General features: G+C 65.4%; 10 protein-coding genes. 4 read left to right on the forward strand and 6 right to left on the reverse strand.

Features of this window, described 5'->3' with window-relative positions:
- Positions 1-159: 159 nt before the first annotated feature.
- Complete coding sequence (locus ACO07Z_RS21505) at positions 160-612, forward strand: iron-sulfur cluster assembly scaffold protein (RefSeq protein WP_421700561.1); 453 nt, start codon at positions 160-162, stop codon at positions 610-612.
- A 116-nt stretch (positions 613-728) separates the two neighbouring features.
- Here the strand turns inward: ACO07Z_RS21505 and ACO07Z_RS21510 are convergent, their stop codons facing one another.
- The gene (locus ACO07Z_RS21510; RefSeq protein ID WP_421700562.1) at positions 729-1154 is read right to left on the reverse strand and encodes a hypothetical protein; all 426 of its coding nucleotides are present in this window, start codon (positions 1152-1154) and stop codon (positions 729-731) included.
- Between the two features lie 92 nt (positions 1155-1246).
- On the opposite strand from ACO07Z_RS21510, the gene yidD reads away from it, so the two are divergent.
- Both yidD and thrS read left to right on the forward strand, forming a co-directional pair.
- Complete coding sequence (gene yidD / locus ACO07Z_RS21515) at positions 1247-1588, forward strand: membrane protein insertion efficiency factor YidD (protein WP_421700563.1); 342 nt, start codon at positions 1247-1249, stop codon at positions 1586-1588.
- Positions 1589-1640: 52 nt separating this feature from the next.
- Complete coding sequence (thrS, locus tag ACO07Z_RS21520; protein ID WP_421700564.1) at positions 1641-3602, forward strand: threonine--tRNA ligase; 1962 nt, start codon at positions 1641-1643, stop codon at positions 3600-3602.
- Positions 3603-4081: 479 nt separating this feature from the next.
- On the opposite strand, the gene ACO07Z_RS21525 is transcribed toward thrS, so the two are convergent.
- From ACO07Z_RS21525 to ACO07Z_RS21540, 4 genes are all read right to left on the reverse strand, one after another.
- The gene (locus ACO07Z_RS21525) at positions 4082-5506 is read right to left on the reverse strand and encodes a basic amino acid/polyamine antiporter (RefSeq protein WP_421700565.1); all 1425 of its coding nucleotides are present in this window, start codon (positions 5504-5506) and stop codon (positions 4082-4084) included.
- 69 nt (positions 5507-5575) lie between these two features.
- Positions 5576-6814, reverse strand: coding sequence for an arginine deiminase (locus tag ACO07Z_RS21530; protein WP_421700566.1), 1239 nt, complete (start codon positions 6812-6814; stop codon positions 5576-5578).
- Positions 6815-6839: 25 nt separating this feature from the next.
- Positions 6840-8276: a basic amino acid/polyamine antiporter gene (locus ACO07Z_RS21535; protein ID WP_421700567.1), complete on the reverse strand. Its 1437-nt coding sequence runs from the start codon at positions 8274-8276 to the stop codon at positions 6840-6842.
- Positions 8277-8546: 270 nt separating this feature from the next.
- Positions 8547-9554 carry a helix-turn-helix domain-containing protein gene (locus ACO07Z_RS21540; protein WP_421700568.1) on the reverse strand — a complete coding sequence of 336 codons (1008 nt, stop codon included), beginning with the start codon at positions 9552-9554 and terminating at the stop codon, positions 8547-8549.
- Positions 9555-9696: 142 nt separating this feature from the next.
- On the opposite strand from ACO07Z_RS21540, the gene ACO07Z_RS21545 reads away from it, so the two are divergent.
- On the forward strand, positions 9697-10674 hold the full coding sequence (locus tag ACO07Z_RS21545; protein WP_421700569.1) for a helix-turn-helix transcriptional regulator: 978 nt from the start codon (positions 9697-9699) through the stop codon (positions 10672-10674).
- Between the two features lie 13 nt (positions 10675-10687).
- Here ACO07Z_RS21545 and ACO07Z_RS21550 read toward each other — a convergent pair whose 3' ends face one another.
- A complete protein-coding gene (locus tag ACO07Z_RS21550; RefSeq protein ID WP_421700570.1) occupies positions 10688-11956 on the reverse strand; it encodes an MFS transporter in 1269 nt (422 codons plus the stop codon).
- Positions 11957-11986: the final 30 nt, after the last annotated feature.

Below are 11986 nucleotides of genomic sequence, written 5' to 3' on the forward strand. Positions count from 1 at the left end.
ACCGACCATAGCCGCCCGGCGCGCCTGCCGAAAGACAGATCGCACGCGCTGCTTTCGCAGGGCGGCTACCGCTCCTATATAAGCCACGCAGGGCTGGCCGCAATCGGGCGGACGCGGCCTGTGCGGGGATCACCGCCCGTCGTGCAGGGATCGAGCCTTATGCTGAACGACGTCTATAACCGCCGGATACTGGAACTCGCCGCCGATATACCACGCCTTGGCCGCCTGGCGGCTCCCGATGCGACGGCAACGGCGCATTCCAAGCTTTGCGGTTCCACCGTCACCGTCGATCTCGCGCTGCGCGATGGCGTGGTGGCGGACTTCGCCCATGAGGTGCGCGCCTGCGCTCTCGGGCAGGCCTCGTCCTCCGTCATGGGCGCGCTGGTCGTCGGCTCCACCGCGGATGAGCTGCGCGCGGTACGCGACGCGATGCGGCGGATGCTGAAGGAGAACGGCGCACCGCCCGACGGCCGCTGGGCCGAGCTGAAGGTGCTGGAGCCGGTGCGCGACTACAAGGCACGCCACGCCTCGACGCTGCTGACCTTCGACGCGGTGGTCGACGCGCTCGATCAGATCGAGGCGCGCCACGCGGGGAGCCAAGCGGCGGAATAGGGCTGGGAGCCGTCATCCCGGATGGCCACAGGCCGATCCGGGATCGCCGTCGGAACGGAGAGCGATCCCGGCTCTGCGGCTGCGCCTTCGGCCGGGATGACGAGGCGAGGAAAGCCTCAGCGCTCGGTGAAAAAGGTGAACAGCACCTCGTCCTTCGGTCCGGTGAGGCAGAGGAAACGGTTGGCGGTATCGGAGCGGTCGCGTTGGATATAGGCCTCGCCCATGATCACGCCCTTGACGGCGGTGGTGCCGAGCGTGCTCTCGGATTCCGCGATGGTGAGGCCGTCCACGTCGATATAGATGTCCTCGACAGAGGGGGAACGCTGCTTCAGCTTCGCCAGCGCATCCGCCTTGCAGGCGGCAACGCGCTGCATGTCCGGGTCCACTTCCGGCGAGTTGGCGGCGGAAGGCTCCGGCTGCGTGCCGCCGGCCGGGCCGGGGGGCACATGGGTGTCGGCCGGCGGCTGCTGCGCGAAGGCCGGGGCTGCCAGGGAAAGACCGGCCGCCAGCGCCGCCATCGTCCAGAATCGCGTGTCCGTCATCGTCTGCTCCCGGGCTGCCGGCCGGCCTGCGCGCCGGCGTGTCACGGGTGCAACGCGGCGGAGTCCCGCCGGTTCCCGGTTAGGGGCGGGTCATGACCGCGCCGAAGCCGCAGGCGAGTGTCGCAGCCCTGGCGGCACGGCTGCCGCGGCTGATGCTGCGCGCGCCGATCCTCGTCTATCGCTACAGCTTCTCCGCCTTCATGGGCCGGCAGTGCCGCTATCTCCCCACCTGCTCGGAATTCGCCGAGGAGGCGATCGACCGCCATGGCGCCTGGGCGGGCGGCTGGATGGCGGCGGGGCGCATCTGCCGCTGCCACCCCTGGGGCGGGTCGGGCTTCGAGCCGGTGCCGGCCGAATTGCCGGGTGAGGGCGCGTGGTATATGCCGTGGCGCTACGCGCGGACCCCGCAGCCGCCGGGCGCGCGTGATACGTGACCTCAGATGAGCCTACCTGCGTGGTTCGCAGGAGTGGGCAGGAGCCGATACCATGTCCGATATCCACCTCACCTTTCCCGATGGCGCCGTCCGAGCCTATGCCTCCGGCACCACCGGCACCGAGGTCGCCGCCTCCATCGCCAAGTCGCTGGCCAAGAAATCGCTGGCGATGAAGCTCGACGGGGTGCTGACCGACCTTTCCGACCCCATTTCGGCGGACGCCAAGTTCGAGCTCGTCACCCGCGAGAGCCCGGAAGCGCTGGAGCTCATCCGCCACGACGCGGCCCATGTGCTGGCGGAAGCCGTGCAGGCGCTGTGGCCGGGCACGCAGGTGACCATCGGCCCGGTGATCGAGAACGGCTTCTATTACGACTTCTTCCGCAACGAGCCGTTCACACCGGACGATTTCGCCGCCATCGAGAAGAAGATGCGCGAGATCATCGCCCGCGACGCGCCCTTCACCAAGGAAGTGTGGGACCGCGACACGACCAAGGCCGTGTTCAAGGAGAAGGGCGAGGCGTTCAAGGTCGAGCTGGTGGACGCCATCCCCGCCGACCAGACGATCAAGATCTACAAGCAGGGCGAGTGGTTCGACCTCTGCCGCGGCCCGCACATGCCGAGCGTCGGCAAGGTGGGAGACGCCTTCAAGCTGATGAAGGTGGCGGGCGCCTATTGGCGCGGCGACGCCAATAACCCGATGCTGACCCGCATCTACGGCACGGCGTGGCGGACCAAGGAAGAACTCGACGCCTATATCCTCCAGTTGGAGGAAGCCGAGAAGCGCGACCACCGCCGGCTCGGCCGGGAGATGGACCTGTTCCACTTCCAGGAGGAAGGGCCGGGCGTCGTGTTCTGGCACCCCAAGGGCTGGAACCTGTTCCAGAACCTCGTTTCCTACATGCGCCGCCGCCTCGCCGCCGACTATAGCGAGGTCAACGCGCCGCAGGTGCTGGACAAGTCGCTGTGGGAGACCTCCGGCCATTGGGGCTGGTACAAGGACAACATGTTCAAGGTGCAGCCGGCCGGCGACACCGAGGACAATGACCGCGTCTACGCCCTCAAGCCGATGAACTGCCCCGGCCATGTGCAGATCTTCAAGCACGGGCTGAAGTCCTATCGCGACCTGCCCATGCGCCTCGCCGAATTCGGCGCGGTGCACCGCTACGAGCCCTCGGGCGCGCTGCACGGGCTGATGCGCGTGCGCGGCTTTACCCAGGACGACGCCCACATCTTCTGCACCGAGGAGCAGATGGCGGCGGAGTGCCTGAAGATCAACGAACTGATCCTCTCCACCTATGCCGATTTCGGTTTCGAGGAGATCGTGGTCAAGCTCTCCACCCGGCCGGAGAAGCGCGTCGGCTCGGACGCGGTGTGGGACCACGCGGAAGAGGTGATGGGCCGCGTGCTGACCCAGATCGAGGCGGAGTCCGGCGGCAAGATCAAGACCGGCATATTGCCGGGCGAGGGCGCCTTCTACGGCCCGAAATTCGAGTACACGCTGCGCGACGCGATCGGCCGCGAATGGCAGTGCGGCACCACGCAGGTCGATTTCAACCTGCCGGAGCGCTTCGGCGCGTTCTATGTCGATGCCGACGGCTCGAAGAAGACGCCGGTCATGATCCACCGCGCCATTTGCGGCTCGATGGAGCGCTTCACCGGCATCCTCATCGAGCACCATGCCGGCCATTTCCCGCTCTGGCTGGCGCCGGTGCAGGCGGTGGTGGCGACCATCACCTCCGAGGGCGACGACTATGCCCGCGAGATCGTCGCGGCGGCGAAGAAGATGGGGATGCGGGTCGAACTCGACCTGCGCAACGAGAAGATCAATTACAAGGTGCGCGAGCACTCGCTTGCCAAGGTGCCGGCGCTGGTGGTCGTCGGGCGTAAGGAAGCCGCCGAGCGCACCGTCTCCATCCGCCGGCTCGGCTCGCCGAACCAGACCACGCTGACGCTGGACGAGGCGCTGGCGAGCCTGGTGGCCGAGGCGAGCCCGCCGGACATGCAGCGGGACTGAGACACCCGCCCCAAAGTGGCCTCCCGGACGGCCGTAGGCCGATCCGGGAGGTCACGATATGTGCCCGCGCTCCCGGCTCTCGCTGCGCCCGGCCCGTCATCCTGAGGTGCCCGGCGCAGCCCGGCCTCGAAGGGCGCAGAGGCGTGCCGCGTCACACCGCCTGCGAGCTTCGAGGCCGGCCTCTGGCCGGCGCCTCAGCATGACGGAGGGGGCGAGGCCGCAGGGATGGGCGGGCCGCTGCCGAACCCGTAGCACGCGGCCGTAGTGTGCGATCCCGGCTCCCGGCTCTCGCTCCGCTCGGCTGGGATGGCAGGCAGGCTGGTTATAGGGACCACAAACGAAAAGCCGACATGTCGCCGATGTAATGTCTGAGGCTGGAATGGACCCTTCTTTGGCGTTCAGAAGGTGCGCTCGGCGGGTGGATCGCTCCCGCGCTCGTCTCGAGCTTGAACGATTCTCTTATAAGGCCGTCGAGGCGATCAGACGCTGATGCGCCCGGTTGCCAAGCCGAAGATGGCGATTACCGCGCCGGCAGCGGCCGCAGCGAACAGCAGCCGCTCCATGGGCGTGAAGACGCGGTGGCCGCGCTCCCGCTGTGCAAGGATGAAGAGCACAGTGCCGGGCGCATAGATCACCAGCGACAGCAGCAGGAACTTCAATCCGCCCGCATAGATCAGTCCAACGGTATAGAGCGTCGCGAGACCGGCGCGCACCAGATCGCCCGCACGGCCCTTGGGCATTTCGGCATAGGTATCGCCGCTCCACGCCAGTTTCAGCGCGTAGGCCGCGACCAGCAGATAGGGCAGCAGGATCATCGACGAGGTGAGCTTGAGCGCGAGGAGGAAGGCCTGCTCGGAAAACAGCGTCAGGATGAGGAAGACCTGCACCAGCAGGTTCGTCAGCCACAAGGCGGCAAAGGGCACCTTGTTGGGGTTCTCCGCCGCTAGGAAGGCCGGCATGGTTTTCATCCGCGCGGCTGAGAACAGGACTTCGGCCGCCAGCAGGGACCATGAGAGATAGGCGCCGAGCACCGAGACGATGAGCCCGACCGAAACGAAGACCGCCCCCCAGGGACCAACAACCGCCTGCAGCACGCCCGCCATGGAAGGGTTCCGCAGCGCTGCCAGATCGGGGCGCAGCAGCACGCCATAGGACAGCATCGTCACCAGGACGAGCAGGCACAGAACGCCGAGAAATCCCAGCAGCGTGGCAAGTCCGACATCTGAGCGGCGGCGTGCGTAGCGGGAATAGACGCTGGCGCCCTCGATGCCGACAAAGACGAACACCGTGACCAGCATGGTGCCGCGCACCTGATCAAATAGGCTGCCGGCATCCGCGCCACCCCGGAAATTCGCGGCGAAGACATCGGCGTTGAAGCCAAAGCCGACGAAGATGAGGAATATCAGGATCGGGATGATCTTGGCGACGGTGACGAGGGTGTTCAGCGCCGCCGCCTGACGCACCCCGCGTAGGATGAGGAAATGCACGGTCCACACGCCGACTGAAGACACCGCCACGGCGATAATGGTGTTGCCATCGCCGAAAATCGGAAACAGCGCGCCGAGCGTCGATTTGATGAGCACCCAATAGGACACATTGCCGAGACAGCGCACGGTCCAGTAGCCGAGCGCAGAGGCGAAGCCGAGATAATTGCCGAACCCGTCCTTGGCATAGGCGAACACACCGGCGTCGAGATCCGGCTTGCGACGCGACAGGGTCTGGAACGCGAAGGCCAGCATCAGCATGCCGCCGCCGGCGATGCCCCAGGCGATCAGCGCGCCGAGGCCGCCGGTGACCCGCCCGAATGTCTGCGGCAGCGAGAAGATGCCGGCCCCGACCATGGACCCGACCACCATGGCGGTCAGGGTCGGTAGCGCGAATTTCGGGTCCGTGGGCTTGTTCATGCGAGCGCCTGCGCGACAGTGGCGGGGCACCCTCCCGCTCCCCGTTGGGGGACGAGGGAGGGCGCTCGTTCAGTAGTCCACCGCGTCGCGGATGATCGGGCAGGTCATGCAGTGCCCGCCACCACGCCCTCGCCCGAGCTCGGAGCCGTCAATGGTGATGACCTCGATCCCTGCCTTGCGCAGCAGCGTGTTTGCGTAGGTGTTGCGGTCATAGGCGAAAACAACGCCCGGTGAGGCGCAGACAAGGTTGGCGCCGGAATCCCACTGGGTGCGCTCGCGCATATAGTCGTTGCCGCCGGTGTGGACGACGCGCATCTCCTTGAGACCCAAGGCTTCGCGCACGGTCTCGACGAGACCGCCCTTGTCCCTGTGCAGCTCGACGCCCCCCTTGCCGTCCGGGCGGTAGGAGAAGCAGTCGATCTTGTCGACGATGTCGGGATAGAGCAGCACGCAGTCGCGGTCGGCGAAGGTGAACACGGTGTCCAGATGCATCGCCGCCCGCAGCTTCGGCATGGCAGCGATGATGACGCGCTCGGCGGCACCCTGCGCGAACAGCGCCGCCGCCGCCTGACTGATCGCCTGCCGCGAGGTGCGCTCGCTCATGCCGATCAGCACGTTTCCCTTGCCGATCGGCATCACATCGCCGCCTTCCAGCGTGGCGAGGCCCCAATCCTTGGTGGGGTCGCCCCACCACACCTTCACCTTGCCGGCGAAGTCCGGGTGGAATTTATAGATCGCGGTGGTGAGGATGGTCTCTTCGTGCCGTGCCGGCCAGTAGAGCGGGTTGAGCGTCACACCGCCATAAATCCAACAGGTGGTGTCGCGGGTGTAAAGCGTGTTCGGCAGCGGCGGCAGCAGATATTCGTTCACTCCGGCCGCGTCGCGGATCAGCGCCAGCGTTTCGCCGCCGATGGTTTCGGGAAACTCGTAGGTCGACAGGCCGCCGATCAGGGTCTCGGCCAGCTGGCGGTTTGGCAGCCCGTCGAGATAGCAGCGCACTTCGTCGACAAAGCCGACGCCGATATTGTTCGGCACCACCTGATGGTCGAGGATCCAGGCCTTGGCCTCGGGAAGGGCGACCGTCTCGGTCAGGAGATTGTGCATCTCAACCACATCGATGCCGCGGTCACGCATCTTGGTCATGAAGTCGAAATGGTCGCGCTTGGCCACGTCGACCCACAGCACGTCGTCAAACAAAAGCTGGTCGCAATTGCTCGGGGTCAAGCGCTGATGAGCGCGTCCGGGGGCGCACACCATCACCTTTCGCAGCTGGCCGACTTCGGAGTGAACGCCGAAGGGGGTTTCCATCCTGGGAGCTCCTATGACTGGTCCATCAGTGTGTGATGGTGCCGGTGAGAAGGCCGTAGACACCGACGGCGGCGGCCAAAACCGTGATGCTGAAGACAAGCAGCTCGGCGCGGGTGAACACGCGTGCCTTCTGCTCGCGGCGCGCCCAGAAGTAGAGAAGCAGCGTGCCCGGCACGAACAATACGGCCACCAGCAGCACATATTTCAGCCCGGCAGCGACGAACATGAACAGCGTGTAGATCACGGCGATCCAGGCGATGATCTGGTCGCGACCACGCTCCCGGGGGGTCGTCTCATAGCCGACGCCGCTGCGCGCCAGCAGCACGCCATAGCCGGCGACCAGCAGATAGGGCAGCAGCGAGGTTACGCTTGTCATGTCGAGCATGAAGTTGAAGGCGTCGCGCGACCAGTAGGTCGAGACGACGAACAGCGAGACGACGCTATTGGTCAGCCATAGCGCGTTGGCGGGCACGCGGTTGCCGTTCTGCGCGGCGAACAGCTTCGGCATGTCCTGCGACTTGGCGGCCGCGAACAGCACCTCGGCGCAGATCAGGGACCAGGCGAGATAGGCGCCGAGCACCGAGACCAACACGCCGATCGAGATGAACACCGCGCCCCAGTGCCCGACCACGAGCTCGAGCGCACCGGCCAGCGAGGGGTTGGCCACGCCGGCGATCGCCGCACGCGGCGCGGTGGCATACGGGAGCAGTGTCACTGCCACCATCAGGCCGGTGACGGCGACAAAGCCGAGAATGGTGGCGGTGCCGACATCCGAGCGCTTCTTGGCGTAGCGCGAATAGACACTCGCCCCTTCGATGCCGAGGAACACGAAGACGGTGATGAGCATGGTGTCGCGCACCTGCGCCAGCAGCGTCTTTTCCGGCATGTTCACACCGCCAAAGAAGTTCTCCGCGAACTGCGCGTAGTTGAAGAAAAACACGAAGGCGAGGATCGCCACGATCAGCGGCACGATCTTGGCGATGGTGACGATCGTGTTGATCACCGTTGCCTGCTCAATGCCGCGCAGGATCATGAAATGAAAGGCCCAGATGCCGGCCAGCGAGACGATGATCGCGGTCGCGGTGCTGCCGTCGCCGAAGATGTCGGGGAAGAAGCGCCCGAGCGTCGAGCCGATCAGGACCCAGTAGAACACGTTGCCGAGGCAACTCCCTAACCAGTAACCGAAGGCTGAGAGGAATCCCATATAGTCGCCGAAGCCCGCCTTGGCGTAAGCGAAGACACCGGCATCGATGTCGGGTCGCTTCTCCGCCAATGCCTGGAACACCCGCGCCAGCATGTACATGCCGGTTCCGGCAATCGCCCATGCGATGATCGCGCCAAAGGGACCGGTGGCGGTGGCGAAGCGGCCGGGCAGATTGAAGATGCCGGCGCCGACCATGGAGCCGACCACCACCGCGGTCAGGGCGGGAAGCGACAGTTTGCCGGCGGAGGTGTCAGCCATGTTGCGCCTCTCGAAAAACCAGGGAGCGTCGTGTGCTCGACCTATAGACCAGCTGGCATGCCAATAAATGGGCGCTGCGTCCCAATTGTTGGCATCGAGTCCCAATCTCAACCCGTTACTCTAAGGCATAGCACTGACATGCTACACCTATGAAATAAAAATGGTGGCCTGCTGGATAAAAATCATGAATACTTCTCGCACGTGCAGCATGAATTCTGCATTGCGCAGCCGGGCCGCCGTCGAGCCTACTCTGCGGGTGTCTTACACTCGCTAAGCTGTGAGCCGGCGGAGGAGTTCGGCGAGGCTCGGCATGTGGCCGGCGCTCACGCTGGCTTCCGGGCGGCCTGTTCCATGCCGTCCCATCCGGGACGCTTCGCGGGCCTCCTTGGGTGACACGCCGAACTCATGCCGGAAGGCGCGGCTGAAGACGGACGCATCGGGAAAGCCCCATTGCTCCGCAATGCGCGTGATCGGGCTCATCTCCATCGGATCGAGCAGCGCGTGCCGCGCCGCCTGCAGCCTCTGACGCCGCACATAGGCCGATATCCCGCCGATCGGCTCGAACAGACGGTAGAGCCGCGAGCGCGACACGCCGAGATCCCTGTAGATCGCCTCTGGCGTGAGCGCCGGTTCCGTCAGACGGTGCCGGATGAGCCGCCGGGCCCGTTCGAGCAGGGCAAGGTCCATCGGCGCCTGGGCCTCGGCCAGATGGTCGCGGGACGGTCGCGCGGCGGCGATGAGCAAGCAGCGCGTCGCCTCGACGAGGTGATCGACTTCGTGGGGCTCGATGAGCGGCAACCGGCGATCCAGCGCCAGCATCAGGTCGGCCAGCAGCGTGCCCAGGCCGGTGGCAAGCGGCATGTCCAGCAGGGTGTCGAGGCACGAATCGGCCAGCAGGCACCGCGGCACGAACAGCGTCAGAACCCCATCATCCTCGATCGCCGTGGTGAGGGGCTGCGCCAGTGAGTGGATGAAGGGCCGCGCACCCGGCTTGGAATGCGCCAGCCCCGCCTCGTCGAAGCGGCACGGCAGCATGACGTACCAGTGGTCGAGCACAGCCTCGGGCAGATGGGTCCAGCGGACGGGATGACCTTGGTTCGGCAGGCTGGTGCTGGTCAGCACCAGACGGCCGAGTGGCCAGATGCGCTGCGACATGGCGAAGGAGGTTTGGCAATCCGCACCCGGCCCAATGTCCATGATCGCCTCATAGGCGGCGCGAAATGCCCCGAACTGCTGGTGTGGCGGCAGGTGCGCGGTGGTGAAGAGGATGGGCTGCACGTGTTTCGTTCGGCTGGGAGCGCTTCTGAACGAGGCGGATCGCACGCTCCCCAACGGCCGCACAGTCCCGCATGACAACTGGACATAGATCGTGAAAGGACGCGATAGTTCCCCATCCCGGTAGGGCCGGCGCGGAGCGCAGATGACGGGCGAGCGACGCCAATTGCAGCTGGATTTTCGCGCCGTGCGCTCGGCCCTTGGAGTCGGCGAGTTCGTGCGCTCCAGCCGCCTGTTCGCGCATGCCGATGACGTGTTTCGGGCCAAGGAACACGGCTACCGCCGCGTCGACCGTTTCACCCTGCTTCACGTCATGAATTTCGAGGTGGCCGAAGCCTACAGACTCAAGATGATGCGGACCGACCTCGTCTGCATCCAGGCCATCGTGGCGGGCCGCTACAGCCGCTGGATTGGCCAGCGCATGGATGTCATCAATCCGCATATGCTGCAGGTGAGCAACATTCCGCTCTCCGTGTCGGATACCGATGCCGGGACGAGGCTCCGCGGCATCCTCATCGTCTGCGAACGCCAGCACTTCATCGAGCGGTACGGTCTCGATGTTAACCGCGTTCCGCCTGCCTTCAGGCCGATATTCCTCTCGCAGCACGGCACGGCGGACGTTCTTTCCCTGCCGCTCTCGCCGGCCGGCATCGCCATGGTCGATCAGATCGTCTCCTGCCGTTATACAGAGCCGCTGCGCGGCGTTTTTGTCGGCGCGAAGGTTGTCGAGATCGTCTGCGACGTCGTCTCGCAGTTGCACGGCCTGCGCCAGCGCGCGATACCCCGACTGATCGGCGCACAGGCGAAGATAAGGGCGGTCGAGACGGCGGCGGCAATTTATCGTCGCGAGATCGCTGATCCGCCGACCATCGAACAACTTGTCCAGCGTGTCGGCTTGAACCGCAACGAACTGTCCAAGGGCTTCCGGGAGCTCTTTGGCGTCACGCCACACGCCTATGCCCATGCGCGGCGGATGCAGCAAGCGCAGGAAATGTTGCGCGGCGGCGATCTCGCCATCAGCGAGGTCGCCCGGCGCATCGGCTATGAGGGTTATTCCAGCTTCGCCCGCGCCTATCACGCCTATTACGGATGCGCGCCGTCACCTGCGGATGCCGGAGAGTAGCGCGGGTTGCAGCTCAGGAAATCGGCCTGTGAGCCGTCTCGGGCATGTTCCAGACCACAAATAGGCTGGTCGCCGCAGCGGCGACCACATAGCCGGCAGGCGCCAGAGGGCTGTCCAGTGCTGTGGTGAGCCAGACGGCGATAAACGGCGCGAACCCGCCGAACACGGCCGCCGCTATGGCATAGGATACGGCCGACCAGCGCGAACGATCGGGTGTTGCAAACAACTCGGCAATGACCGCCGGCGCCGGGCCGGAATAGAGCGCGATGGCAACGGCGAAAAGCAATTGAATGGACACCACAAGCGGAAAGCTGCGAAGCGCGACGATCATCCACAAAGTGGGGATGACCATCAGCAGTACAAGCAGGCAGGAACAAAGCAGAAAAGGGCGGCGGCCAAATCGATCCGAGAGTCTGCCAATCACAGGCACGAGCAGGATGATGGCCACGAGGGAAAGCGTGTTGGACCATGTCGCCTGCGCCGCGCTCAAGCCGGCATGCCTTTGGGCAAAGAGCGGCATGTAGACGAGGAAGATGTAAAAGCAGACCGTCCAGTGGATGGTGAAACCGATCACGGTCAGACTGGGACGACGTACCCGCCGCAGCACCTCAGCGGTGGATGTGGCACGCCCGGCCAGCCGGTCGTAGACCGGCGTTTCGACCATGCCGGTGCGCAACCAAAGCGCCACGATCCCCAGCGAACCACCGATCAGAAAAGGCACGCGCCATCCCCAGTCCTTAAGGCTCTCGGGCGAAAGCGTGCTGACCAGAATGGCGGTGACCACGCTAGCGAGCCCGCTGCCCACCGCGACGGTGACCGACAGGAAGCTGGTGGAGAAACCGCGCCGACCTTCGGGGGACACTTCGAGCAGGAAGGCGTTTGCGATGCCCCATTCCCCGCCGGCGGAAAAGCCCTGAACCAGCCGTGCCAGCAGGAGCAGTATCGGCGCGACAAGGCCAATTGCCTCGAAGGTCGGCAGGATACCGATCGCGAAGGTGGCCGCTCCCATCAGCCCAGCGGTGATCACGAGACCCGGCTTGCGCCCCTTTCGGTCGCCCAAGCCACCCAGTATCAGCCCGCCGAGCGGGCGCATCACAAAGCTGACGCCGAACACGGCGAGCGTCGCCAGCAGCGCCACCGTGTCGCTTTGCTGCGGGAAGAAGGCCCCCGCCAGATAGACGGCGAGCAGGCCGTAGATAACGAAATCATACCATTCCAGGACGTTGCACAGCAGTACGCCGACGAACGCCAGCCGCCGTCGCTTCACCGTCCGTTCATGCACTGCTGACCTCATCGCGGAACGGCCATGGCG

This window comes from Ancylobacter sp. (genome assembly GCF_965229075.1).
GTDB lineage: Bacteria > Pseudomonadota > Alphaproteobacteria > Rhizobiales > Xanthobacteraceae > Ancylobacter.

What these genes read in the sequence shown, in the direction of transcription:
- ACO07Z_RS21510 (WP_421700562.1), bottom strand. Translation starts at nt 1,154, where the DNA reads ATGACGGACACGCGATTCTGGACGATGGCGGCGCTGGCGGCCGGTCTT.
- thrS (WP_421700564.1), top strand. Translation starts at nt 1,641, where the DNA reads ATGTCCGATATCCACCTCACCTTTCCCGATGGCGCCGTCCGAGCCTAT.
- yidD (WP_421700563.1), top strand. Translation starts at nt 1,247, where the DNA reads ATGACCGCGCCGAAGCCGCAGGCGAGTGTCGCAGCCCTGGCGGCACGG.
- ACO07Z_RS21525 (WP_421700565.1), bottom strand. Translation starts at nt 5,506, where the DNA reads ATGAACAAGCCCACGGACCCGAAATTCGCGCTACCGACCCTGACCGCC.
- ACO07Z_RS21505 (WP_421700561.1), top strand. Translation starts at nt 160, where the DNA reads ATGCTGAACGACGTCTATAACCGCCGGATACTGGAACTCGCCGCCGAT.
- ACO07Z_RS21530 (WP_421700566.1), bottom strand. Translation starts at nt 6,814, where the DNA reads ATGGAAACCCCCTTCGGCGTTCACTCCGAAGTCGGCCAGCTGCGAAAG.
- ACO07Z_RS21535 (WP_421700567.1), bottom strand. Translation starts at nt 8,276, where the DNA reads ATGGCTGACACCTCCGCCGGCAAACTGTCGCTTCCCGCCCTGACCGCG.
- ACO07Z_RS21545 (WP_421700569.1), top strand. Translation starts at nt 9,697, where the DNA reads ATGACGGGCGAGCGACGCCAATTGCAGCTGGATTTTCGCGCCGTGCGC.